Source organism: Microcystis sp. M015S2 (assembly GCF_020245945.1).
Classification (GTDB): Bacteria; Cyanobacteriota; Cyanobacteriia; order Cyanobacteriales; family Microcystaceae; genus Microcystis.
The window spans coordinates 23,398-47,282 of sequence record NZ_JADBTX010000121.1 but is presented as its reverse complement, the minus strand read 5'-3'; the positions used below and the strand labels follow the sequence as shown (position 1 = coordinate 47,282).

Below are 23,885 nucleotides of genomic sequence, written 5' to 3'. Positions count from 1 at the left end.
TAAGTTTAATGCCCCCTAGTATGTTTGACGATTTTTCGGGTTGAGAAGTGGAAGTTTTAGTCTTTTATCTGTCTTCCCCCAAAGATGGCTAATCAAGTCTCCTTCTAGTAGGTGAACTTCGTCAATCGTATATATAACAACCTTTTCAGCTTTTATTTCTGGTAATACCCCTGTTATAATATCTTGGATTTCTTGGTTCTTTTTTTTTGACCAGTTCTGGGTCTTGACAAGGATTTTTAGGCTGAGCTTTTTGCCAACTAATTTTCGCTTCTTTTCGCAAATTATAATAGCTCGTTTGAGATTTAAATGCTACATCAAATTGGTCGATTAAATAGCATTCTAGCTCCGCTATATCCCAATATTCTTGTTGTTGCAGCCAACTGAAAACTTCTTGTTTTTGCTCTTCATCTAAGTAGCTTTTTGCTCCTTGGTATGATAATTTTAATCCAGCGATACCTCGGTCTTCAAACTGGGTTTTCCATTTACCAATAAAACTTAGAGAGACATTGAGTATGGGGGCGATCGCTTAATAAGTCCATCCTTGTAAAGATAGTTTAACGGCAATAGCTCTTTTTAATTCTCTTGAATCTGGATTCGTTTTAATCCATTTATCTAGTTCCTCGATATCTTTTTTGATTTTCTGAGCCTTGTCCATAATTAAAGTTATTAAAACATTGACTTAGATTATAGCATTTTTTCAGAAATTGATTTCCACATCTCAAATGTAAATGCTATATCTCATCATTCAGATAACTGCTGTATTCAGTTTTCTTACCAAGTGTCCGTCAACCCCGATGAATGGCGATAGCCGGTTAAAACCAGTAAGATAGGGGGGCGAGAGTAACTAAAGACCATTTTTTTGGTAAGATCAAAGTTAAACTAACCATCACGCCCCCTTGAGGAAAGATTTATTTATGAGCGATATAGGGTTTATTTTGACGATAATCAACAATTTCCTGCAAATTTACTCAGTAATCCTAATTGTTAGGGTTTTACTGACTTGGTTCCAAAATGCCGGTTGGGCCTATCAGATTATGTCTTTTCTCAGTCCGATTACCGATCCCTATTTAAACCTCTTTCGCTCGATTATCCCACCCCTAGGCGGGATGGACTTGTCCCCGATTCTCGCATTCCTGCTGCTCAACGTCGTTCAGAGTGTCGTAGCCACAGGGGCCAGCAGTCTGGTCAGCAGCAGTTTCTAAATCCGCGGATCCACACTGCTGGTAAAACCGGAAGCTTTGAATTTTTCCAGTCGCAAGGGGGTTGGTTGATTGGTAGAAACAGAAATTCTGATCTCGAAATCACTAATCCCCGGCGGCACTTCTGGAATTGCCCCGACTCGGCTACGATTTTGTAAAGCCGGTTCCCCGTTAGCATCGTAAATCCGACCAAAAACATCGGCATCATAGACGGTTTTTCCGGAATTATTTTTAGCTTTGCCGGTGATTAAAAAACAATTAGCGGGAAAACTGGTTCCCCCACTGGTGACACTCCCCTCGGCTAATTCGGGGGGACAGTCTTTATAAGATACATCTAATAGTTGAATTGGGGTCAAAGCTTGAGCAGTAGGGATGATAAGCAAGCTAGACAGCCAGAAAAGAACAGAAAGCAGCAAAACAGTGAGCGAGCGTGGTGTCATCGAAAATTTGGGTCTGAAACCCCGTCGTTCTACGACGGCTTTACTGTTAAATATTAGCGCATTTACACGATATATGCTAGAATGCGAGATATGGAAAAAGCCTATTCTTCCCGATTTTACCCAACACCCGAACAAGAGTCGCTATTGCGGCGCACTTTGGGCTGTGTAAGATTAGTTTACAATAAAGCTCTCCATCTCAGAACACAAGCTTGGTACGAAAAGCAAGAAAGAGTAGGATATACTGAAACTTCTTCAATGCTAACCGATTGGAAAAAGCAAGAAGAATTAGAGTTTTTAAACGAAGTTAGCTGTGTACCTTTACAACAAGGGTTAAGACACCTACAAACAGCTTTTACTAATTTCTTTGCTGGTCGTACTAAGTATCCTAACTTTAAGAAAAAACATCAGGGAGGAAGTGCCGAATTTACCAAATCTGCTTTTAAATTTAAAGACAGACAAATCTATTTAGCTAAATGCACAGAACCTTTACCTATTCGATGGTCAAGACAAATACCAGAAAGCTGTGAACCAAGCACAGTAACAGTCAGATTACATCCTTCTGGACGTTGGCATATTTCAATAAGATTTGATGACCCAACGATTAAGCCATTACCAGTAACAGATAAAGCCATTGGAATTGACTTAGGAATTAGTAGCCTAGTAATTACCAGCGATGGAGACAAGGTATCTAATCCTAAGCATTTTAAAAAGCATTATCGGAGACTGCGAAAGGCGCAAAAAAATCTGTCTAGAAAACAGAAAGACTCAAAAAATCGGGAAAAAGCAAGAATCGAAGTAGCAAGGATTCACGCCCAAATTACTGATAACAGAAAAGACCATTTACATAAGCTAACCACTCAATTAGTCCGTGAAAACCAAACGATTGTGGTTGAGAACTTAGCCGTCAAGAATATGGTCAAAAACCCGAAATTATCTCAGGCAATATCTGACGTTAGTTGGGGAGAAATAACTAGACAATTAGCCTACAAATGCCGTTGGTATGGGAGAAATTACATCGAAATAGATAGATGGTTTCCTAGCTCTAAAAGATGTAGTAATTGCGGGTATATTGCTGAGAAAATGCCGTTAAATATTCGAGAGTGGGACTGTCCAGACTGTGGGATTCACCATGACCGAGATATTAACGCCAGTAAAAACATTTTGGCCGCAGGGCTTGCGGTGTCAGTCTGTAGAGCGACCATAAGACCAGAACAGAGTAAATCTGTTAAGGCAGGTGCGAAAAATCCTTCGGGACAGAAGCAGAAACTCAAATCGTGAGGTTTGGGAATCGCCGTCCGTTTACGGCGGTGAGGATGTCAAGGGAATGGATTCCCGCAGACGCTGCCGATAGTTGCGACTGGTTTCCCTGTGAGGTAATAGAAGTAAATGAAAGTGAGGATGACTCTCACCCTGTTAGTTGCCGTATTCGCTTTCAAAATGGTGAAGAATGGGAAATACAAGGAATATATCAGTGGAATCGCCCTAATTGGCGTTTTCTGACCTGAAGGAAGATCACTGCTCGGTTATCGGCTAAAATTTAAGATATGTAAAGAAGGGAGATAAATTTTATGGCCGCTAATGTTGAGATCTATACTTGGAGTTCCTGTCCTTTCTGTATCCGCGCTAAAGCATTACTTAAGAAAAAAGGGGTGGAGTTTACCGAATATTGTATCGATGGTGATGAAGGAGCGCGAGCCAAAATGTCCGATCGAGCCAATGGTCGTACAAGTGTACCACAAATTTTTATAAACGATCAACACATCGGGGGCTGCGATGACATCGATGCTTTAGATAGAAGTGGTGGTTTAGATCCCCTGTTGCAGAATTAAGGATAAAAACTATTAATGAAACTAGCCTTTATTATCGATCCGATCGAGTATTTAGAGCCGGGACATGATACCAGTGTAGCTATCATGGAAGCAGCCCAATTATTAGGTCATGAAATCTGGATGACTTCCATCACTGATCTCAGTGCGATTGCGGGAAAAGCTTGGGCAAAACTAACTAAAATTGAACTGGTTCCCGTGGAGTTAAAAGATAATCATTGGGTGGCTGTATCTCAATGGTATCAAAGACAAGAGACAGTTTTTACCTGCCTAGAAAACTTCGATTTTGTCTGGATGCGAAAAGATCCACCCGTGACAATTGCCTATCTTTATGCCACCTATTTATTAGATCTGATCAACCCGCAAAAAACCCAAGTAATTAACTCAACTAGGGGTTTACGCCATGCCAACGAAAAGTTATACACTATTCATTTTGCTCAGGTAATGCCCGCCACAATTGTTTCCCAAGATAAAGCGACAATTAGGGAATTTGTCAACCAAAAAGGGGCGGCAGTTATGAAACCTTTGGGGGGCAAAGCAGGGGAGGGAATTTTATTTCTTAGTCCCGAAGATCGCAATCTCAATTCAATGATTGAAATTAGCACAAAATGGGGACAAGAACCGGTAATGATTCAAGATTATTTACCAGCTGCCAAAGAAGGAGATAAACGCATTATTGTCCTCAATGGTGAACCGATCGGGGCAGTTAATCGCATTCCCACTGGTTCGGAATTTCGCGGTAATATGGCGGTGGGTGGACGGGTGGCAAAAACAGAAATCACCGATCGAGAATTAGAAATCTGTGCCACTTTAGCCCCAAAATTACGAGAAGATGGCCTATATTTTGTCGGATTAGATGTGATTGGTGGCTACCTCACGGAAGTTAATGTCACCAGTCCCACCGGCATTCGCGAGATCGATCGATTAAACAATCTTAGTTTAGGTCAACAGGTGATTAAATGGCTAGAAAATTTTTCGGGAAATGGGAATTATGAATTATGAATTATGAATTATGAATTGGGAGTGGGAATTATGAATTGGGAGTGGAGAGTGGGGAGAATAAATAAAAACAATCTCCTATCTCCTGTCTCCTCTCTCCTGTCTCCTCTCTCCCGTCTCCTCTCTCCTATAAAAAAAATGAATGCTTTATCAATACCGACGTGGATGGTTCATGTATCGAGTGTCGTAGAATGGATAGCGGCAATCTGGTTAGTCTGGACCTATGGCGACATCAGTAGCGATCGATCGTGGCGAATGTTATCTTGGGGAATGTTACCCGCTTTAATTGGGGCCATGTGTGCCTGTACATGGCATTTTTTTGATAATATCAGTGCCTTATCCTGGTTAGTCACCCTACAGGCAGCCATGACTGTCTTAGGAAATTTTACCCTCTGTGCTGCCGGTTGGTGGCTGTGGCGTTCCAGTAAAATTAGCGTTAACAATGAATAAAGAGAGTTTATTTGCCATTTCCCTGTTTCCCTATCTGGGGTTTCTTTGGTTTGTCACTCGTTCGGGAAAAATGCCCTATTTAGCCCTAATTGGCTTTTATGTGCTGTTAATCTTCGTTTTTATCACCATTCCTGCCGGTATCTACGCCAAGCTCCACTATGGTCAAGAATTAGCCAACGTCGATTGGTTACACGGCAGCGCCGAATTTTTCCTCACCCTCTCCAATATTCTCGTCGTCTTAGGTTTTCGTCAGGCAATTTTAGCGAAAAAGGGAGCAGAGAAAGGGGAACAGGGAGCAGTGAACAGTGAACAGTAATCAGTGAACTGACAACTCACATCTGATAACTGATAACTGATAACTGAATTGTGATACAATCGCCCCAAAACGTCCCCGCGTCAGTCAACTATGTACCCGATTACACCGTCCATCAGTGTCAACGAACCAAACCCGCAGGCTGCTATCCAGACTTTATCGGTAGTGGTTCCCATTTATAACGAAGTGGACAGTATCCCCCATCTCGTCGAGAGTATCGCCACGATTTTGCGTTCTTATCAAATTAACTACGAGATTATCTGTGTTGACGACGGTTCTAAGGACGGTTCCACCGAGGTTTTAACTAATTTAGCCAAAAATCGCGATGATCTCAAGGCGGTAATATTGCGACGCAACTACGGACAAACCCCCGCCATGGCTGCCGGATTTAATTATGCCACGGGACAGATAATCGTTACCCTCGACGGCGATTTACAGAACGATCCCAATGATATACCCCTATTATTAGCCAAATTAGAGGAAGGTTATGACCTCGTGAGTGGCTGGCGCAAAAATCGCCAAGATGACCGGGTAAAACGGCTTTTACCCTCAAAAATAGCTAATTGGCTGATTGGCAAGGTAACAGGGGTCAAATTACACGACTACGGTTGTTCTTTGAAAGCCTATCGAGCCGAATTAGTGGCCGATATGAATCTCTATGGGGAATTACATCGCTTTTTACCCGCGTTAGCTTTTATTGAAGGGGCAAAAATAACCGAAATTCCCGTTAATCACCACGCTAGACGGTTCGGACAGAGTAAATATGGTTTAGGTCGCACAATTCGCGTGATTATGGACTTATTTACTGTCTTTTTTATGAAAAAGTTCCTCACCCGTCCGATGCACATTTTTGGACTCTACGGACTGTTATCGATGGTAGTGGGGATTATTTTAGGCACTTATCTGACTATTCTCAAACTCGGTTTCGGACAAGCAATCGGCGCTCGACCTTTGTTAATCCTGGCCGTGTTATTCTTTTTAACTGGGGTACAATTACTCTGTTTTGGTCTTTTGGCAGAAATTTTGATGCGAACTTACCATGAATCCCAAAAACGTCCTATCTACCGCGTTCGTACTGTTGTCGGGAATAGGGGATTTTTCAGTGAGCAGTAAACAGTAAACAGTGAGCAGTAATCAGTGAAAAGAAATCTCGGAACTTGCCACTTAATATTGTTCACTTAAAACTCAAATCTGATAACTGATAACTGATAACTGATAACTGAAAAAAATATGACTATTTGGGAACTTGATTTTTATTCGCGGCCGGTGCTGGATGAAAATAATAAAAAAAGATGGGAATTATTAATCTGTGAAACTCCGGCAACAATTGATCGCTCCTCCGATACACTATTTAAATATGCCAGTTATTGTCCTAATACGATGGTTAATTCCCAATGGTTAGGAGAGGCAGTTACTGCAGCTATCAAAGCAGCGGGGGTAACTCCCAAAAAAATTCGCTTTTTCCGTCGTCAGATGAATAACATGATTAGCAAAGCTTGCGAGGATATCGGTATTCCCGCTTCCCCTAGTCGTCGCACTCATGCTCTCACTAGATGGATAGAAGAAAGAATGGTTAATTTCTACCCCCAAGAAGTTGGTTATGATCAAAATTTAACTAAAACTGCTTCCGTGAATTATCCTCCTTTAAATGCTGTTCCTCTTCCCGATGCTGTCCGGGGAGATAAGGCAGATAAATGGGCCTTTGTCACGCTAGAATTGTCTTCTTTTAATGATTTAAAAGATTGGGATATTAGCTTCGGAGAAAATTTGCCTATACTGGGAATGGGATTAGATGAGAATCTAAAAATCCCCGGTTTAGTTATTTTTTCCCCCCGTGCTTTACCCCTAGCTGGTTGGATGTCAGGGTTAGAAATGGCCTATTTAAAGTTAGAAACTGGTTCTCGTCCTGTGCTACGTTTAGAAACGGGTGCTAGTGATAGTTGGATTCTCGTCAATGTCACTAATGCCGAGACTTTAAACGAAGCCAAAAACTTTGAAGAAGCTAAACAAAAAGCGAATAATCTGCATTTTTTAGCAGTTCAATCTAACCCTGAATCGGAATCATTTGCTGGTTTTTGGCTATTACAAGAAGGATATCAAGAGTAAAGTTTAGTAAAGGTGGGTTTTCAATCCACCCCCACAGAATTAACTTAAAAACATTGTCTAGTCCAACTACCGTGTAACCCGTAGGGAATATGATGTTTAAGATGAATAATCCCTAGGGAATTAGTGATATCTTTAGCATCTAAGATTACCATATTCGATCGATGATTGGCCGCATCGTAAGTGACTACCAATAACCACCCATCATCTTCAGCAATTCCATCGGGTTTAGGCACAAAAATTGGCTCACCCGCGAATCCCCGGGGAGCAAAAGAATGTAATTGTTTTTCTCCCGTTAATAGGTCCAGTTTTAAGATTGCTTGCAAAGGAGCATTACCAGTGGCATGATGAGCGGCAGCCATGTATAAATAACGGTAATCTCGACCAACTTTTGCTGGATTGATGCTGGGAAATTCACAACAATGCTCTAGAATACATTCTCTTGTAACGGTATTTTCTGATAAATTTAGTGTAAATCGCCACAGATGTCCTGGAGCTAAACTATCAAAATCTACCGATTGAAAATTGCTATTTGAATCCAGTTGTGGTAAGGATTGATAACAAATAGAATCAATATAAATTTTCTCCCCCCCTTCGACGTAGCTCGGGGCAAGTTGTTCAAAAGCATTGCTATGATGGAACACAAAACCCGATGGAGTTTCTAAAACTTTCACTTCTCCTTTGTTAGGATCCCGGGGGATAATAATAATCTTAGTTAACTTGTCTGGTTGATTGATGACGCATTCTCCCGCACCTTTTAACCCAAAAAGAAAGGGAAAAGGATTATAACCAACCGGGTTTTGGAAAAAGATGGCGTAGTGGGGAGTAATAACAAAATCGTGGATAAAACAAAAGCCCGGTACACTGTGGGTATGACGACGTAATAACTTACCCGTGGGACTAATTTCGTAGAGAGTAATGGCACTCGACAAACCCGTTTTAATGGCAAAATTTACCAGACATGGTTGATGATTATCGAAGATACAAGCGGGATCGATGCGAGGATGAGCGGCAAAAGAATCGCCTTTTTCTAAGATACCATCGAGGTAGTCTAAACCAATAGTATCAAGGGTTTTAGCATCGAGGCGATGGGGTTCGGCCGCTTCCCAAAGTGCCAGTAATTTATCACCCCAGTAGATAACATTAGTATTAGCAATATTTTTCAGACGCAAATCAAAAGCATTGCCGAAAATTCCCCCCGGTTTTTTCGTGCCGAAAACGCCGCGATAAAGGGGTTTTCCCGCTTTTTGTTCCTGGAGATAACCCTGGGTTTTAACAAAACGATTACGATAATGTACGCGCCCATGATTGAAGCTAATCGCGCTGATCATACCATCCCCATCGAAGGGATGAGCGATCGCAGTGCCAGCGATATCGAGTAAACCGGGGCCGTTTTTAAAGACTGTACCCTGTAAATCGGGGGGAATTTGCCCCTCGATGTCTTCTACCTCGTAATCGTACTCGTTAGGTTGGGATTGATAGCCTTTTTGCCAATCCTGACGATTATAGGATTTTTCGCCAATTGTCGGAGTTAATACCATGGTAGTTTTAAGTTTATATTTACTTTTCTTAACATAACTTAAAACTACCAGAGATAAAAAGAAGGGGGTGGCTAATCATTTTTTCAGCCTATTTACCCCCTCCTTGCCGTCGTGTTATTTAACAAACAACATTTCTTGATAGGTAGGCAGCGGCCAGAAATTGTCGGCCACTTCCCCTTCCAGTGCGTCGGCATATTCGCGCACCTTATCCATCAAGGGACGGATTGTTTGAGCGGAATGCTGCATATGTTCCTCGATCGAGTCAAAATCGTCTTTAGCCATGGACTCACTCAGTTTGCCAACGCTATCCATCATTAACTTAATCAGATTCGAGAGGGTTTGGGCGTTTTCCTTATTGATCTCGATGCCGATCGCCGCCGCATTAGAGATCGCCAAAGACAATTCCGACAAGTAGCGAACAGCAGCGGGATAAATAATCGTTTTAGCCATACTTACCACCAGTTCCGCCTCCACTTCGATGGCCAGCAAATACTGTTCCGCATAGACATCAAAACGACTTTCCAGTTCAACGGGGGTAAACACACCCATGCGGGTAAACAGTTCTTCAATATAATCAGCTTTCAGCACGGGTAAAGCATCGGCAGTGGTGCGGAGATTGGCTAAACCCCGCTCTTCTACCGCCATTTTGTGCCATTCTTGGGAATATCCGTTACCTCCGAAGATCACATTTCTGTGTTTGTCCATGATCTCCTTGAGAACACCCTGGGCCGCAGTATTGAGGTCTTCCCCGGCTTTCATCCGGCTTTCTAAGTTATCCGCCACCCAAGTCAGGGAATCGGCTAGAATCGTGTTCATCGCCACCAGCGGCCCGGAAACTGACTGATTAGAACCCACAGCGCGGAATTCAAAGCGATTGCCCGTAAAAGCAAAGGGAGAGGTACGATTGCGATCGCCAGGATCCTTGGGGAATACCGGCAGGGTATCGACACCCAGATCCATCAACCCCGGGGCATCAGAACCCTCAATCTGTCCTTGGCTAATTTGGTCGAATACCTTTTCTAACTGGCTGCCCAAATATACCGAAATAATGGCGGGAGGAGCTTCATTTGCCCCCAAACGGTGATCATTGCTGGCGGTAGCCACCACTGCGCGTAAAAGCGCCCCGTACTTGTGAACACCACGAATAACTGCCCCACAGAATAACAAAAACTGCATATTAGCGTGGGGAGTATCGCCCGGATCCAACAGATTACCCTGGGTAGCGTTGCCGACGGACCAGTTAACGTGTTTTCCGGAACCATTAATCCCTGCAAAGGGTTTTTCGTGCAGTAGGCAAACAAAACCGTGTTTTTTAGCTGTACTTTTCAGCAAAGTCATAATTAACTGCTGATGGTCACTGGCCACGTTAGCAGCCTCGAAAAAGGGGGCAATCTCGAACTGTCCGGGGGCGACTTCGTTATGGCGGGTTTTGGCCGGAATGCCGAGGCGATACATTCTTTCCTCCACTTCCTGCATAAACACCTGAACCCGTTCGGGAATCGCGCCAAAATAATGATCGTCGAACTGTTGACCCTTGGCGGCGGGTTTACCGAATAGGGTGCGACCGGTGAGCAGTAAATCGGGGCGACTATGGGCAAAATGAGCATCTACGAGGAAATATTCCTGTTCAGCGCCGCAGCTGGAGTTAACGGGGGCGACTTCCGTATGTCCTAAGAGTTTCAGCACCCTGGTGGCGGCTTTACTCATTGATGAAATCGAGCGTAAAAGCGGCGTTTTTTTGTCGAGGGCCTCTCCTGTCCAAGAGATGAACACCGTGGGGATACACAGGGTTACACCATTATCCGTCTCCATAACGTAGGCCGGACTGGTGACATCCCAAGCGGTGTAACCCCGCGCTTCAAAGGTGGAGCGAAGTCCGCCGTTAGGAAAGGAGGATCCGTCCGGTTCCCCCTGTACTAAGACTTTGCCCGTAAATTCTGTGATCACCGAGCCGTCGCTCTGCACGGAGATAAAACCATCGTGTTTTTCGGCGGTGGCGTTGGTCATCGGATAGAAGACGTGGGCATAGTACAGTGCGCCTTTGGACGTGGCCCAATCCTTCATCGCTGCCGCTACTGTACTGGCGATGGAAACGTCTAATTTTCCACCGGTTAAAATCGTGTTTTTGACTGATTTGAATACATCTTTGGGGAGACTGGCCTGCATTTTGCTCAGGGTAAAGACATCGGTTGCCCAGAGGGCCTCTAAACGCTGAGGAATTTTGCTAGGTAGGGGTTTACGATCCGTTACTTGAGAGATAGCTTGAACACGCGTTCCATAACTCATAAGTATTTTTCCTATTGTGTTGTGTCGTGGATAAGGGGTTACTTTACTTAGGCGATGACAAGTTTCCTACTGATTTTGATGTTGAATTCCGGTCAGAGGCTATTCTCCGCTTAATAATTTTGATCCCACGGCACAAGCTTCTCTGCGGTTTTTATCTGCTTGCGCCTGCCTCTTTCCCGATCAATTAGCAACACCAGCCTTCATCTTAAGAACAGATGATCGAGAGATTTGTATCAAACATTACAAATATCCCAAACCCGATCTTCCACCAGCGATCGCACCTCACTCCCTCTTGACCCACAATAATTAATCAAAAAAGCTGGATAAAACCACAAATAATCAATAAATATTTAGGGAAAGTAGCGATAAAATTCACGTCGGTGTAGGAGCCTCATTACCTCTACAGAAAACGGGTTTCTCAAAGAAAACCGTTTTCTGTAGCCAACCCTAAGTATAGTGATATCGTGCTGCTAAAAACTCAATGCGGTCATCTTTGACTCGATAGACTAGACGGTGTTCTGTGGTAATTCGGCGTGACCAAGTATTAGCTTCAAGATACTTTATGGGTTCTGGTTTGCCTATCCCAGTAAAGGGATCGGCGGTGACAGATTCTACGAGATCGAGTAGGCGAAAGGCGATTTTTTTATCTGTTTTGTACCACCATCTTAAATCTTCTCGAAATTGACTGTCAAAGACAATTGCCCTACTCTTGGCGTTCAATTCCTAACTCCTGACAAAGTTCTGTAACTGTCTGTCCCGGTATTGTTTGAACGTCCCTCTCCATTGAACGTTCCAGTGCTGCCAATAACTTTCGAGCATTCGCAGGCGATCGCAAAAGATAAACGGTTTCTAATAAGCCAGTTAATTCCTCTGCGCTCAATAGTGCCATATCTTTATGACCAGGGCGCGTAATAATCGCCATACTATTCTCGCTTTCCAATCGATCCAGAAGGCTCGCTAAATTTTCTTGAGCTTGAGTGTAGGTAGTTTGGATAGAAAACATAAGGCGAGGGCAACGAGTTGATTCGATTTTAGCTTATTTCATCAACTTAGAAAACGGGTTTCTCAAAGAAACCCGTTTTCTGGACTTACATAGATAAAAATCTATAAAATCGATAAAAAAGCGATATTTGACAAAATCGGGGGGGGGGGGGAAATATTGGTAAAATTTTCCCAAAATTGCCGATGAATACTACAACTACCTTCAAATCTCTGTCTCTGGCTGGTGTTGTCTTCGCCGGCACAGTTAGCGCGATCGCTAGTTTGACCGTCCTCCCCGCCAGCGCCGTCAGCTTTACCGGAACTGGTGCTGGTTTCAACATCCCCGATAACAACGCCACAGGTGCTTCCAGCACTATTGTCGTCCCCGACAGCTTCTCCATTACCGACATCACCGTCACCCTCGATAACCTAACCCACACCTGGATAGGTGAGCTGATCGCCAATCTCACCTACGTCCCAACCAACACAACAGTATCTCTGTTCAACCGCATCGGGCGGGTTAGTTCTGAAGGGTTCGGCGACTCCAGCAACTTCAACGGCACCTACAGCTTTAACGATGCCTTTACCGGCGACATCTGGGCGGTAGCGGCTTCAGGAAATACTTCTTTTGTCATCCCCTCTGGTAACTACTTCCCCACCGGTGCCAGTAGCAGCACCCTCGTTCCCATGCTCACTTCCTTGGGTGGATCCCAGACCGCTGGCGACTGGCGGCTGACCATTTCGGATAATGCAGGGCTTAATACTGGCGCTCTCGGCAGTTGGACGCTGAACTTGCAGGGGACTCCTATTGCTCCCGTGTCTGTTCCTGAATCAAGTTCTGGCCTGGGTTTGCTGGCTTTAGGTTTACTGGGGGCGGGAGCAGCACTTAAGCGCCATTTGAACTGAAAACCTCTTCCGTAGGGGCAATGCCCCCGTGCTTGCCCCTATCCGCAGTTTAGTTAAAGAATTGGTAATTGGCGCTATGCTAGATTCAGGCAATTAATTGACCCACAAATTGTAATGACATTAATAGTTGCTGCCGAAGCTATTCCTTTAGAAACTCATCCTGATGGTGTTGTCCGAGTCGGTAAAACTCGTGTCACCCTAGATACTGTTATTGCCGTCTTCCAACAAGGGGCGACGGCTGAGGAAATTATCTGTCGCTATCCTTCATTAAAGTTAGCTGATGTGTATGCCACAATTGGATTTTATCTCAATCACCAGCAAGAAGTTGAAGCCTATTTACAGCAACGACAGCAACAAGCACAAGAGATTCGCGAAATAAATGAAGCAAGGTTCGCTTCTCAGGAATTGCGAGATAAATTAATGGCTCGTCAAGCAGAGCGATTGACATGAAGTTGCTGGCTGATGAAAACTTTGATAATACGATTGTCAGAGGCTTGCTGCGCCATAAACCAGATATTGATATTGTTCGTGTCCAAGATGTTGGTTTATCTGGTGAAGCTGACCCAATTATATTGGAATGGGCAGCCCAAGAGGATCGAATACTGCTTACCCATGATGTGGCAACAATTACGCTTTATGCCTATGAACGGGTAGCAGAATATAAACCAATGCCAGGAGTCATTGAAATTAGCGTAAATGCGCCCATCGGACGGGTAATTAAAGATATATTGCTCCTTCTTGAGTGCAGTCTTGAGGGAGAATTAGAAGGTCAAATTCATTATCTTCCTTTCTGACAAATTATACCTAGAAAATGGAGTTAATTATGGATTTTATTTCTCAGCTTCCCTGGGATTCTGATCAACTTAAAGAAACTTTGGCAAAAGCACACCGCAATTGTCAAGAGATGGAATTAGTTGGATTACAATTAGAAGAAGCGATTAGTCGCGCAGCTAGAAAACGGGTTTCTCAAAGAAACCCGTTTTCTGGAAAATTGACAATCTTCGAGACAATAACTGAGCTTTATTCCTGTCAATGATGCTAACAAAATATCTAAAACAAGCAATGGAACTGGCAACTTATGAAGTTCTAGAAGACGGTACTTTTTATGGAGAAATTCCGGGATTTGAGGGAGTATATGCTAATGAAACAACTCTCGAAGCTACTAAGGAACAGTTACAGGAAGTTTTGGAAGGCTGGCTTATTTTAGGACTACGCTTACAGCATCAGTTACCGATTGTTGACGGTATCAATCTAACCCCTCAACAAAAAATCGCCTGATGCCACCTTTTGCCCCCATCAAAAGGAAAGAGTTAATTCGCCAGTTGAGAAAGCTAGGATTTTCTGGTCCTCTGGTAGGAGGAAATCATCAATATATGGTGCAGGGAAAATTAAAGATATGGATTCCTAATCCACACCAAGGAGATATCAGTAAAAGCTTGCTGGCTAAAATTTTACAACAAGCAAATATTAGTAGAGAAGAATGGGAAAAATTACGTTAGAAAACGGGTTTCTCAAAGAAACCAGTTTTCTGGACTGTCAATCTCTTGTCTCGATTAATTCGGGGACAAGTTCAGGAATAAAACCTGGTTCAGCTAAAGAACCAGTAACATGATGTTCAAAGACTTCTGCGGGGGGAAAAGTTTTCTTAACTTCCTGAGATTGGGGATCCGTAGAAGGTAGCCATTTAATTACGGCTAAAGGTAGGAGAGTAGAGAGATTAGTAATCACTACCAATAACCAAAGGTTATCAAAATTAGTTTCGGTGACTCCCAACCAATGGGTTAATAAAGCGCCGATTTCTTGGGAAACTAATCCTGACATATTCCAGATGGACATTAATAAAGCGAATAGAGATGCTTCAATGCCCACGGGACAAAGACGGGCCGATAAAATTAAGACGGGTAAAAAGGCAATTTGTCCCATGACGGTGAGGATGAGACTATCCCCCAAACTAAACCAATGATCGTCAATACCGAGCGCTCGATTAGTATGGGTAACTAGGATTAGGGTAGTCATCCCTAAAACCGCAGACATCACCGTACTCCAACCCAAAATTAAACGAAAGGAAATCGCTTTTAAAAACCGTTGATATACCCAGATACCCAGGATCGAGGCTAAACTGGTGACTAAGCGCACTCGTCCTAAAAATTCCGGTTCAAATCCTAACTCGTTGGTGGTGAAGTAGAAAAAGGCAGAATCGGCGCTAGGAGTAGCCTGCCAGAGGAAAATAAAGGCAGTGGGTAATAAAATTGATTTTTGTCTAATTGCTGACCATAATTGCCCGATTTGCTCCTTGACTTTCGGCGTGGATTGTGATTCATCATTATTCTTGATTTTTTCCTCTGTAATTAAAAACGCCATAGCTGAGGCAATCAGGGGAAAAATAGCCGTGAGAGCGAAGACGGGACGAGTGCCGAGGTGTGCCAGTAACCAACCACCGAGATAAGCCGTAATTAAGCCGCCTAGCGCCGATATTCCCCAAGTTAAGGACTGTAGAGAACCAGATTGAGTGAAGGACTCTTTGCGCGCTCTTTCTACCACCAAAGAATCGACGATGACATCGCTAATGGTGACAGAAAGGGAACCAAGCAGGATCGCCGCCGTCGCTTGCCAAGCATTCTCCACCACAGTGGCTAGGGCCAACCAAGCTAAAACCCCGAGAATTCCCGATAAAATTAGGTAGGGCCGACGACGATAGCCGAAAATAGGCAAACCATCCGAAAGAAAGCCAAAAGCTGGTTTAATCACCCAAGGAATCGCCGCTACTCCGATTAATGCCCCCATCTGGGAGGGACTCAAGGCCAAATCGTCTTTTAAAAAGAAGCTAACCGCTAATCGGGAGAGTCCGAGAATGCCCTGCACGAAATAAACCCCTAAAATGCCAATTAATTCGGGATTAGGGTCATTTCCGAACAAGATAGTCTCTTTAAGGAATTTTTTCCCGCGATCGATGCCAAGGCGATTAATAAGCATGAAGTTTCATAAATATTTGTTACTGTCTCTATGATAATGATTGAGCGCTCGATCGGTGCGTTAGCTGTTAGGGTTTAACTGTTGAGCTTTAGGTTTTGGCGGTTGGGTATTGGGTTTTAGGGTTTTAGTTGAATTTCCCCATAAAAGGCTTATTGTAGTGTTATGGGGAAAGTTTTTTGCGATCGCTCTATTAATATACGGAAAGATTTTTTTAAATGTGTATTTGATGTGATATAGGGAAACTTTCCGTATAATCCTCAGTTAGGTTTACCAACAAAGGCGAGAGATGAAAAAAGTTCTAAACGTAGGTGGCAACAGCAAGGCGATTCCGCTTCCGCCCCAATATTCAGAATTTGAACACTTGCTGCTCGATATTGACCCGAAAGGTTCACCAGATATTGTGTGCGATGCGCGTAATCTTACCACCCTTGAAAGTGGTCAGTTTGACGCTGTTTACTGCTCACATAACCTTGAACACTACTACCGACACGATGTACAGAGAGTCCTAGCTGGGTTCCTACACGTACTTAAGGACGGCGGTTTTGCACATATTCGGGTTCCGGACATCCAGGAACTGATGCGGATCACAATTGACAGGGGTTTAGATATTGATGATGTCCTGTATCAATCACCGGCAGGGCCAATTATGGTTCTAGATGTCCTTTACGGTTATAGCGTTGAAATCGAGCGCAGTAAAAAAGACTTTTTTGCTCATAAGACCGGTTTTACACATAAATCGTTGTTGAAAGCCTTGCAAAAGGCTGGCTTCTCAAAGATATATATTGCTGCTGGCAATCTTGAAGTGTCTGCTTTGGCATTCAAAGTGGCGCCAGACCATGATACACGATTACTTTTCAACCTCCCTCCTGACTAACAGCAATCGTTTTGTATGGCCTACCTAGGGTTTGCTAAATAATGGTAAAACCCTTTCAAAATAAGGCTTTTGACCTGTTAAAACCCGATTTTAGTGAAAGAAAATAGTTTAAGCGAAACCCAACAACCCCAAAGGTTACTTTTATCTATGCCGTTATCTCGGAACCAGATTGAGAAGACAATAGAAGAAATCGATTACCTAGCTAATCCCTCAAGTGAGCGATATGGGCGATTACTGAACTGGCAAAATCCATTCGATCCGTTTTGGCACTATGGGATCGGTTTGTCAGATCTGCACATCTTCGATACAGGTCGTGGATTATGTCCATTTGAAAAGAGAGAAGCAAAGCTTGTCATTGGCATTGACCACATCGCTTTTAAGCCAGATCAAACAGTTAAGCGACTCAAACACGCTCTTCATGTTTTTGCCGACTGGGAGTACACTTTCACTGGCTGGAATTGCGAACACCTTGCTCGATTAATTGCCACAGATCAACCGAGATGTTATCAAAGTAGTCCCATCTGGTGGTTATGCGACATGACTCCAGAAGGTGATCATAAGGTCGCGCGCCAAATTTTTCAGGATTACTTGAAGGAGGTTGAGCCTAGGGATGCCGAAGCCTTGTAGGTTGGGTTGAGCGCAACAATACTGGGTCGAAAATGGCTCAATTCGATTGAAAAAGCGAAACCCAACCACCCCAAAGGTTACTCTTGCTTGGGTTGACTACAATAGTTGCTGTCATTCCCATCTGGAGCCATAGTTCTCTCAAATCTCGTATAACTCCTGTAACCATCTCAAAAAATTTGCTGATTGGGGATGGGATTGATTAAGTATTCTTTGTTTTACTGCATCGTGAAGTTGTTTCCCCGGCGGATCTTGCCAAGCTAAATAGGTATGAATATTAGCCTTATCTAGATGATAATCCCTATAGGTTGCCCCTTGTTGTTTTGCCTCTATCACCTTGTTTTGTGTATATTGCCAAAGATTATTATCGGGAACTAAATAGGCTAAAAAAGTCTCTAACATTCCTCTAGATTGATTATCGGGCATCATCCACACACCGAATTTTATCCCCGATTCTAGAGTTATAATTAATCCCTCTGCTGGTAAATTTTGAGGTAAGTTAGGTATATTTGGTAAACAGGCATTATATAAACTTTTCCAACGATTATTAGGTTCTTGGTCTGCATCCATAATAATTCCTAAATGAGTTAGTCCACTATCATTGATTTCGTTGTAAATATTATCGCTATCGAGTAAACTCTCAATGCTACCAGCGGGTTTAATATAGATAGTAGCTGTGTCCTTTGTCTCTCCCCAAGAGATGCCATGGGCTTCTGCTAATTCGGGAATCACTCTCATGTCTTCTCTTCCCTCTACCAAAAGTTTTTTAGGATGTATTTTGGGCATTTTTAGCGAACCTCAATATCTCTTTCAGAAGCGAGGTAAATTTGTCTAGTATTGAAGGAAACTGCTTTTTCCTTGTCCTTATCTATCCTTTGAATAGTAATCTCGTTATCGGTAATTTTTTCTTCGGTAATTAATTCGCCTAAACTTTGCCAACAATCCCGGCTGTGAGTGGTGGCGAATACCTGAATATTGAGTTTTTTAGCGGTTTCCCAGACTACTTTCCACATATCAGTCATGACAGTAAAGTGCAATCCGCTATCAATTTCATCAACTAATAAAATTCCATTTTCAAGGTTAACCATCGCTAAAATTAATCCCAACATCCGCCAAAATCCATCTCCTAAACTGCCAATAGGGATAGGTTGATCATGATTTTTAATTTTGATTAAAAACCCACCTCTAACACCTAGGTTATTTGAAGTTAAATACTTGCCAGAACCAACACTGGCTATCCTTTCAATTTTTGGCTCAATAATTTTCAAAGATTCAATAATTAAATCTTCTAAAGGAGAGAGAACAATGTTGTCAAAAAGTGCTGCCATATCAGAACTTGTTAGAGAAAATGGTGTTAAGAACTTCAATTCAATTTTATTATCAATACCTATTTTATGGGAAATTCTGCTTAAACTAGCCATTCTTCTTGTAGAATCTCTGGCAAGAGTACCGTTGGCAAGAAGTTCCATTTCAATAGGTTTTTGTGAGCCAATCCATCCAATACTTAAAAGAAGTTTACCCCATTCCTCATTGTCGAAATTGTGATCATTATTTTGATTTAGATCATCATTTTTGCCTGAAAATAAAGATAGTTGTATAGGAATGCTTTCGACAGAAATGGTAACACTTGCTAGATAGGATTTGCCATATCCACTGATGATAATTTTTTTACTTGGGATGATTTCATGCCCATGAAATAAATGACAAATTTCAAAAACTTTAGTGCGACCAGCTAACTTATTTTCCAACCAAGCGAACTCACCTCTATAGCTAATAGTTTCAAGAAATATATCTATATTATTCTGAGCATACAAAAACTGAATCGCTTCTAAAATAGAAGTTTTACCGCTATTATTTTTACCTACTAAGAGATTAATTCGACCAAGATTGGCCATCTCAAAATTTTGAAAACCGCGAAAGCCTTCAATTTTTAGGGATTCTAACATGAGTAATTACCCTGGATTTTCCGTTATTAAATCTAGTTTATCTCAACCCCAGAAAACACCTCAATTAATGACAGAGCAGCACCATGGCGATACCGATACCCAAACTTAAACCGACCAGCACCTGAAAAGGAGTATGACCAATTAATTCCTTTAAACGTTCCTCGTTAAATTCCTTACCCTCCTGGAACATTTCATCGATAATTTGATTGAGAATCCGGGCCTGTTTTCCTGCTGCCTGACGCACTCCGGCCGCATCATACATAACAATAACCGCAAAAAGCGCAGCGATGGCAAATTCGGCACTAGACCAACCCATCTGTAATCCTACCCCAGTAGCCAAGGCCCCCACCAGTGCCGAGTGAGCGCTAGGCATTCCCCCCGACGAGACTAGATAGCGCAGACTCACCTTACCATCGCGGATTAACTCAATCAGCGCTTTTAGTCCCTGGGCAGTGAAACAAGCTAAAAGAGAGACTAGCAGTATTTGATTGTGTAACACCTGCTGGAAGTCCTGCATAATCTCATTCGTTTAATTTAATTTTTACGATTAACAATATACTCGGCGATGGCCCGTAAAGGTTCAGCAGCCTCATCGTAGCTACTCAATTCATTGATGGCACTATCTATTAAATGTTGAGCTTGCTGGCGGGACCCTTCTATCCCCCAGAGACTAGGATAGGTGGCTTTTTGTGCCTGTAGATCCTTGCCGGCGGTTTTGCCCAATTCCTCCTTTGTCGCCGTGATATCGAGAACATCATCGATAATTTGGAAAGCCAAGCCAATGTTTTGGGCATAACGGGCTAATTTAGCTATATCTTCCCCTTTTGCCCCCGCTAAAACTGCCCCCGACACCACAGAAGTCTCCAACAAGGCGCCGGTTTTCTGAGTATGGATAAAACTGAGAGTTTCCGCCGAAATATCCGGTTTTCCTTCGGATTCCAAGTCTAAAACCTGACCTCCCACCAAACCCGCTGCCCCGACAGTGCGACCTAAACGGGCAATTACATCTAAAACCTGTACAGGAGGTACATTACGAGTCTGGGTAACCACATACTCGAAAGCGTAGGCTAGGAGACCATCCCCCGCTAAAATAGCGATATCTTCGCCAAAAACCTTATGATTGGTTAATTTCCCGCGCCGGTAATCATCGTTATCCATGGCGGGTAAATCGTCATGAATTAATGACATAGTGTGAATCATTTCTAGGGCGCAAGCGGTGGGTAAAGCCATCTCTAGGGAACCCCCCATCAATTCACAGGTAGCCAGACATAAAATCGGCCGCAGACGTTTGCCACCGGCGAGGAGAGAATAGCGCATCGCCTCGTAGATTTTGGCAGGATTGCCGATAACTAAAGAGCTATCCAAAGCTGACTCGACAATCAACCGCTTTTCCTCCAGATAGGAAGCCAGAGAAAAGTTCTCGTTTTTCCTCACTTCTACTCCTCGTTCGCCCCTAGTAACCATGTCTTTTTGTCTTGAACCGACTGCTTTTAAAACTATATCAGGAAACTCCACCTCGATCAGAATTAAACTGACTGCTCCCTTGTCCCCTAATCTGTTGACTATCTAAATTACTCCTTCAGACTGCATGGCAGCACCGGAGTTGACAGTCTGAGCATTTGTACTAAAATTTCCCAGACGGAGATGGGCCAATTTTCTTTTCTGATGCCTATTTTCTCTTTTAACCTGAAAAAATACATCCCTCAGCCCAGTCCGGAGATTAGCGAAAAACGGGCGATACAATTGAATTTCACCGCAGTTATCCTGGGAGATGCTGAAGTTTTGATGATTCGGTCAAACTTCCGTTTTCTTAGCTTGCGGTTGAGAAATTTCTCGATTAGCCTAGAATTAGGATTATCCTAGGAATATATTGTATGCTGCCAGGGCAAGTTTTAGGCGATCGATACCAAATTCAAAGTCAGTTAGGTAAACAAACCGGAAGACGCACGTTTCTGTCCCAAGATCTAAAAACGGGCGCTACTGTTGTCGTCAAATTATTAATCTTCAGTCCCGATTTTGAATGGACAGATTTAAAACTTTTTGAACGGGAGTCCGAAACTCTTAAACATCTAGATTGTCGCTCGATTCCCGAATATATCGACTATTTTGAAGTTCGCACCGATACCTATCAAGGTTTTGCCCTTGTTCAGAGTTATATCGAGGCGAAATCTCTCAAGGAACAGATAGAAAATGGTCGCAAATTTAGTGAGGCAGATCTGCAAGAATTAGCCAAATCTATCCTAGGGATTTTAATTTATCTTCATGGACTTAACCCGCCAATTATCCACCGGGATTTGAAACCTAGTAATATCTTATTAAAAGATCGAACTGGTCATAGTATCGGCAATGTTTATTTAATTGATTTTGGTTCTGTCCAGACTGTTGCTCAACAGGAACAGGCCACTTTAACTATTGTCGGAACCTACGGTTATATGCCACCCGAACAATTCGGTGGTCGCACCGTTGCCGCTTCTGATTTATACAGTTTAGGAGCCACTTTAATCTATCTAGCTACAGGCATTCATCCCGCCGATTTACCCCAAAAAGATGGCAAAATTCAATTAAATAATTTAGCCAATTTAAGCCCTGTTTTTGTTCATTGGTTAGGGCAGTTAATCGAACCTAGTCTCGAAAAAAGGTTTGTTTCAGCCCAGGCAGCAAATCAAGCTTTAAATACTCTCCACGAAATGCAATTAACTTCCTCAAACCTTGAAAAACCCGCCGGGAGTCGGTTACAGTTGCAAAAAAGCGCGGAGAAAATTAAAATATCTTTACCTCCCGAAGGTTTTACCCCTAAATTAATTTATCTTGGCACCTTTGCCATCGCTTGGAATGCTTTTTTATTAGTATGGACAGGAGGATCCGTTTCTATTCCTCTGTGGATAAGTTGGTTTTTTCTGCTCTTTTCCTTGCCTTTTTGGTTTGTGGGTTTAGGAATGCTTTACCAGATTATTTATTGTCTCAAAGGAGAGGAAATTATCACTATTGATAGTCAAGAAATTGTTACCATTCAGCGAATTTGGGGTTTGACACTTCCGGGCAAAAAGAAAATGGCAAGACAACATATTAATAAACTGGTCAAAGCTGATAGTTATCATAGCAAAGATGGCGATGGCGATCGAGTTTATGTGCCGATGGCTTTAACTATTTGGGCGGGGACTAAAGAATATACTATTAGCAGTAAGACAAAAGAATATCTGAGTCAACCCGAAATTGAATGGTTAGCAGCGGAATTAAGCCAATGGTTAGGAATACCAATTACTAATAAGTAGCCAGTTACAATCAGCTTTTTTCTCCCCTCTCCCCACTCCCCCACTGCTTACTGATTACTGCTTACTGATAACTGAAAAATCTCCCCACTCCCCCACTTCCGCACTCCCCCATTTCCTAATTCATAATTCATAATTCATAATTCCCACCCCCTGATATAGACGAACTGTCTGTGACCGGTGTAAAATTTTATGAAGAGTCTCGGCTTTTTTCTCCCTTTTCCTGAGAAATGCCCCAGAGCCAGTGACTAAGATCAAAATTGTGCATCCCATCGATAATTAAGTTTATGAGCGCCACTATTACCGTAGAAAAACGCAAATTAGAAAAACCCCCTTTAGAACTGCATTATCTCGGCGATCGAGTCCTGCGTCAACCGGCCAAGCGGATTGCTAAAGTCGATGACAGCATTCGCCAATTAGCCAAAGAAATGCTGCAAACTATGTATAGTGCCAATGGTATCGGTTTAGCGGCTCCGCAAGTGGCAGTCAATAAACAATTGATTGTCATCGATTGTGAACCCGATAAACCAGAAAATCCGCCCCTAATTCTGATTAATCCCCAAATTATCGGTTATGGTCGGGAATTGTGCAAAGCGGAAGAGGGTTGTTTGAGTATTCCCGATGTCTTTTTAGATGTCATCCGTCCCCAAGCGATCGAAGTGAGTTATAAAGATGAACAGGGGAAACCGCGAAAACTGCAAGCTAACGGTTTACTAGCGCGGGTAATTCAACACGAAATAGACCATCTTAATGGTGTCATGTTCGTGGACAGAGTAGATAACGATTTGGCACTCAATGAAGAATTAAAAAAACACGGTTTTTCCGTGCAAGCGGTGAAACCGGTCGAGAAAGTGACAAAATAAAGGCATTAGTTAATTTAGGTGAGGAGTGAAGATGACCCCGAAAAGCGGCGTTTTATTGTTATTATCCTGTATTGCAGCGATCGCTGGTGTGGGTTGTGTCTTTGAAATTAGTTCGGGAGAACCAGATTTAGGCAATACCACCACTAGCTTAATTCTAGCGGCAAGTGTACCATTAACAGCCCTATTTTTTTGGGCTGCGGTTAAAGACACGAGAGCCAATTACAAATAGAATAACTTCCCCTCGGTTATCTAAAAATTGGCATAATTTTCATGAGCAGAAGAGAGAATTTAC

At 42.8% G+C, this 23,885-nt stretch carries 33 protein-coding genes; 21 read left to right on the top strand and 12 right to left on the bottom strand.

The window, feature by feature from the left end; genetic code table 11:
* Positions 1-145: 145 nt before the first annotated feature.
* Positions 146-376 (bottom strand): helix-turn-helix domain-containing protein, encoded by a 231-nt coding sequence (locus IM473_RS22630; protein ID WP_353845158.1) that lies wholly within the window; start codon positions 374-376, stop codon positions 146-148.
* Positions 377-526: 150 nt separating this feature from the next.
* Positions 527-655, bottom strand: coding sequence for a hypothetical protein (locus tag IM473_RS20185; protein ID WP_287658312.1), 129 nt, complete (start codon positions 653-655; stop codon positions 527-529).
* 259 nt (positions 656-914) lie between these two features.
* Between IM473_RS20185 and IM473_RS20180 the strand changes: the two genes are divergently transcribed.
* On the top strand, positions 915-1,202 hold the full coding sequence (locus IM473_RS20180) for a YggT family protein (RefSeq protein WP_002763635.1): 288 nt from the start codon (positions 915-917) through the stop codon (positions 1,200-1,202).
* Here IM473_RS20180 and IM473_RS20175 read toward each other — a convergent pair.
* Positions 1,199-1,639 carry a hypothetical protein gene (locus tag IM473_RS20175; RefSeq protein ID WP_002753281.1) on the bottom strand — a complete coding sequence of 147 codons (441 nt, stop codon included), beginning with the start codon at positions 1,637-1,639 and terminating at the stop codon, positions 1,199-1,201. The two genes, IM473_RS20180 and IM473_RS20175, sit on opposite strands and share 4 nt — an antisense overlap.
* A gap of 90 nt (positions 1,640-1,729) precedes the next feature.
* Here IM473_RS20175 and IM473_RS20170 point away from each other — a divergent pair, with 90 nt between their 5' ends.
* The 8 genes from IM473_RS20170 to IM473_RS20135 all read left to right on the top strand — a co-directional run bounded on the left by IM473_RS20170 (position 1,730) and on the right by IM473_RS20135 (position 7,333).
* Positions 1,730-2,917: an RNA-guided endonuclease InsQ/TnpB family protein gene (locus IM473_RS20170; RefSeq protein WP_287658354.1), complete on the top strand. Its 1,188-nt coding sequence runs from the start codon at positions 1,730-1,732 to the stop codon at positions 2,915-2,917.
* Positions 2,914-3,144, top strand: coding sequence for a hypothetical protein (locus IM473_RS20165; RefSeq protein ID WP_287658313.1), 231 nt, complete (start codon positions 2,914-2,916; stop codon positions 3,142-3,144). Before IM473_RS20170 ends, IM473_RS20165 begins: the two co-directional genes overlap by 4 nt.
* A 63-nt stretch (positions 3,145-3,207) precedes the next feature.
* Positions 3,208-3,468, top strand: coding sequence for a glutaredoxin 3 (gene grxC / locus IM473_RS20160; protein WP_287658314.1), 261 nt, complete (start codon positions 3,208-3,210; stop codon positions 3,466-3,468).
* Positions 3,469-3,483: 15 nt separating this feature from the next.
* Entirely contained in the window at positions 3,484-4,467 is a 984-nt protein-coding gene (gene gshB / locus IM473_RS20155; protein WP_287658315.1) for a glutathione synthase, read from the top strand.
* A 135-nt stretch (positions 4,468-4,602) separates the two neighbouring features.
* Positions 4,603-4,914 carry a DUF2499 domain-containing protein gene (locus IM473_RS20150; protein ID WP_002803528.1) on the top strand — a complete coding sequence of 104 codons (312 nt, stop codon included), beginning with the start codon at positions 4,603-4,605 and terminating at the stop codon, positions 4,912-4,914.
* Positions 4,907-5,230: a DUF3593 domain-containing protein gene (locus IM473_RS20145; protein WP_287658316.1), complete on the top strand. Its 324-nt coding sequence runs from the start codon at positions 4,907-4,909 to the stop codon at positions 5,228-5,230. Before IM473_RS20150 ends, IM473_RS20145 begins: the two co-directional genes overlap by 8 nt.
* Positions 5,231-5,320: 90 nt before the next feature.
* A complete protein-coding gene (locus tag IM473_RS20140; RefSeq protein ID WP_287658317.1) occupies positions 5,321-6,340 on the top strand; it encodes a glycosyltransferase in 1,020 nt (339 codons plus the stop codon).
* Positions 6,341-6,457: 117 nt separating this feature from the next.
* On the top strand, positions 6,458-7,333 hold the full coding sequence (locus tag IM473_RS20135; protein WP_287658318.1) for a Tab2/Atab2 family RNA-binding protein: 876 nt from the start codon (positions 6,458-6,460) through the stop codon (positions 7,331-7,333).
* A gap of 44 nt (positions 7,334-7,377) precedes the next feature.
* On the opposite strand, the gene IM473_RS20130 is transcribed toward IM473_RS20135, so the two are convergent.
* The 4 genes from IM473_RS20130 to IM473_RS20115 form a co-directional block, all read right to left on the bottom strand.
* The gene (locus IM473_RS20130; RefSeq protein WP_287658319.1) at positions 7,378-8,871 is read right to left on the bottom strand and encodes a carotenoid oxygenase family protein; all 1,494 of its coding nucleotides are present in this window, start codon (positions 8,869-8,871) and stop codon (positions 7,378-7,380) included.
* A 114-nt stretch (positions 8,872-8,985) separates the two neighbouring features.
* The gene (locus IM473_RS20125) at positions 8,986-11,157 is read right to left on the bottom strand and encodes a glutamine synthetase III family protein (protein WP_287658320.1); all 2,172 of its coding nucleotides are present in this window, start codon (positions 11,155-11,157) and stop codon (positions 8,986-8,988) included.
* Between the two features lie 447 nt (positions 11,158-11,604).
* Positions 11,605-11,877 (bottom strand): Txe/YoeB family addiction module toxin, encoded by a 273-nt coding sequence (locus tag IM473_RS20120; RefSeq protein WP_002763656.1) that lies wholly within the window; start codon positions 11,875-11,877, stop codon positions 11,605-11,607.
* A complete protein-coding gene (locus IM473_RS20115; protein WP_002763657.1) occupies positions 11,861-12,160 on the bottom strand; it encodes a type II toxin-antitoxin system Phd/YefM family antitoxin in 300 nt (99 codons plus the stop codon). The genes IM473_RS20120 and IM473_RS20115 overlap by 17 nt, the downstream gene beginning before the upstream one ends.
* Positions 12,161-12,342: 182 nt before the next feature.
* On the opposite strand from IM473_RS20115, the gene IM473_RS20110 reads away from it, so the two are divergent.
* The 6 genes from IM473_RS20110 to IM473_RS20085 all read left to right on the top strand — a co-directional run bounded on the left by IM473_RS20110 (position 12,343) and on the right by IM473_RS20085 (position 14,543).
* Positions 12,343-13,044: a proprotein convertase P-domain-containing protein gene (locus tag IM473_RS20110; protein ID WP_287658321.1), complete on the top strand. Its 702-nt coding sequence runs from the start codon at positions 12,343-12,345 to the stop codon at positions 13,042-13,044.
* Positions 13,045-13,158: 114 nt separating this feature from the next.
* A complete protein-coding gene (locus tag IM473_RS20105; protein WP_287658322.1) occupies positions 13,159-13,494 on the top strand; it encodes a DUF433 domain-containing protein in 336 nt (111 codons plus the stop codon).
* Positions 13,491-13,838 carry a DUF5615 family PIN-like protein gene (locus IM473_RS20100; RefSeq protein WP_287658323.1) on the top strand — a complete coding sequence of 116 codons (348 nt, stop codon included), beginning with the start codon at positions 13,491-13,493 and terminating at the stop codon, positions 13,836-13,838. The genes IM473_RS20105 and IM473_RS20100 overlap by 4 nt, the downstream gene beginning before the upstream one ends.
* A gap of 29 nt (positions 13,839-13,867) precedes the next feature.
* Positions 13,868-14,080, top strand: coding sequence for a hypothetical protein (locus IM473_RS20095; RefSeq protein WP_287658324.1), 213 nt, complete (start codon positions 13,868-13,870; stop codon positions 14,078-14,080).
* Positions 14,077-14,322, top strand: a complete 246-nt coding sequence (locus IM473_RS20090; protein WP_004163280.1) for a type II toxin-antitoxin system HicB family antitoxin — start codon at positions 14,077-14,079, stop codon at positions 14,320-14,322. Before IM473_RS20095 ends, IM473_RS20090 begins: the two co-directional genes overlap by 4 nt.
* The gene (locus tag IM473_RS20085; RefSeq protein WP_002732388.1) at positions 14,322-14,543 is read left to right on the top strand and encodes a type II toxin-antitoxin system HicA family toxin; all 222 of its coding nucleotides are present in this window, start codon (positions 14,322-14,324) and stop codon (positions 14,541-14,543) included. The genes IM473_RS20090 and IM473_RS20085 overlap by 1 nt, the downstream gene beginning before the upstream one ends.
* A gap of 37 nt (positions 14,544-14,580) precedes the next feature.
* On the opposite strand, the gene IM473_RS20080 is transcribed toward IM473_RS20085, so the two are convergent.
* Positions 14,581-16,017, bottom strand: coding sequence for a folate/biopterin family MFS transporter (locus tag IM473_RS20080; protein ID WP_287658325.1), 1,437 nt, complete (start codon positions 16,015-16,017; stop codon positions 14,581-14,583).
* Positions 16,018-16,303: 286 nt separating this feature from the next.
* On the opposite strand from IM473_RS20080, the gene IM473_RS20075 reads away from it, so the two are divergent.
* Complete coding sequence (locus IM473_RS20075) at positions 16,304-16,891, top strand: class I SAM-dependent methyltransferase (protein WP_287658326.1); 588 nt, start codon at positions 16,304-16,306, stop codon at positions 16,889-16,891.
* A 93-nt stretch (positions 16,892-16,984) separates the two neighbouring features.
* A complete protein-coding gene (locus IM473_RS20070; protein ID WP_287658327.1) occupies positions 16,985-17,518 on the top strand; it encodes a hypothetical protein in 534 nt (177 codons plus the stop codon).
* Between the two features lie 138 nt (positions 17,519-17,656).
* On the opposite strand, the gene IM473_RS20065 is transcribed toward IM473_RS20070, so the two are convergent.
* The 4 genes from IM473_RS20065 to crtE form a co-directional block, all read right to left on the bottom strand.
* Entirely contained in the window at positions 17,657-18,301 is a 645-nt protein-coding gene (locus IM473_RS20065) for a DUF3226 domain-containing protein (protein WP_287658328.1), read from the bottom strand.
* Between the two features lie 2 nt (positions 18,302-18,303).
* Positions 18,304-19,461 (bottom strand): AAA family ATPase, encoded by a 1,158-nt coding sequence (locus tag IM473_RS20060; RefSeq protein ID WP_287658329.1) that lies wholly within the window; start codon positions 19,459-19,461, stop codon positions 18,304-18,306.
* Positions 19,462-19,525: 64 nt separating this feature from the next.
* Positions 19,526-19,978: a divergent PAP2 family protein gene (locus IM473_RS20055; protein ID WP_287658330.1), complete on the bottom strand. Its 453-nt coding sequence runs from the start codon at positions 19,976-19,978 to the stop codon at positions 19,526-19,528.
* A gap of 17 nt (positions 19,979-19,995) precedes the next feature.
* Positions 19,996-20,925, bottom strand: coding sequence for a geranylgeranyl diphosphate synthase CrtE (crtE, locus tag IM473_RS20050; protein WP_287658331.1), 930 nt, complete (start codon positions 20,923-20,925; stop codon positions 19,996-19,998).
* Between the two features lie 201 nt (positions 20,926-21,126).
* On the opposite strand from crtE, the gene IM473_RS20045 reads away from it, so the two are divergent.
* The 4 genes from IM473_RS20045 (at position 21,127) to IM473_RS20030 (ending at position 23,822) form a co-directional block, all read left to right on the top strand.
* Positions 21,127-21,324, top strand: a complete 198-nt coding sequence (locus IM473_RS20045; RefSeq protein ID WP_287690550.1) for a hypothetical protein — start codon at positions 21,127-21,129, stop codon at positions 21,322-21,324.
* Between the two features lie 11 nt (positions 21,325-21,335).
* Positions 21,336-22,733, top strand: a complete 1,398-nt coding sequence (locus IM473_RS20040; protein WP_287658333.1) for a serine/threonine protein kinase — start codon at positions 21,336-21,338, stop codon at positions 22,731-22,733.
* Between the two features lie 284 nt (positions 22,734-23,017).
* Positions 23,018-23,593 carry a peptide deformylase gene (gene def, locus IM473_RS20035; protein ID WP_287658334.1) on the top strand — a complete coding sequence of 192 codons (576 nt, stop codon included), beginning with the start codon at positions 23,018-23,020 and terminating at the stop codon, positions 23,591-23,593.
* Positions 23,594-23,624: 31 nt separating this feature from the next.
* Entirely contained in the window at positions 23,625-23,822 is a 198-nt protein-coding gene (locus IM473_RS20030; protein ID WP_061431284.1) for a hypothetical protein, read from the top strand.
* The last annotated feature ends 63 nt before the right edge of the window (positions 23,823-23,885 follow it).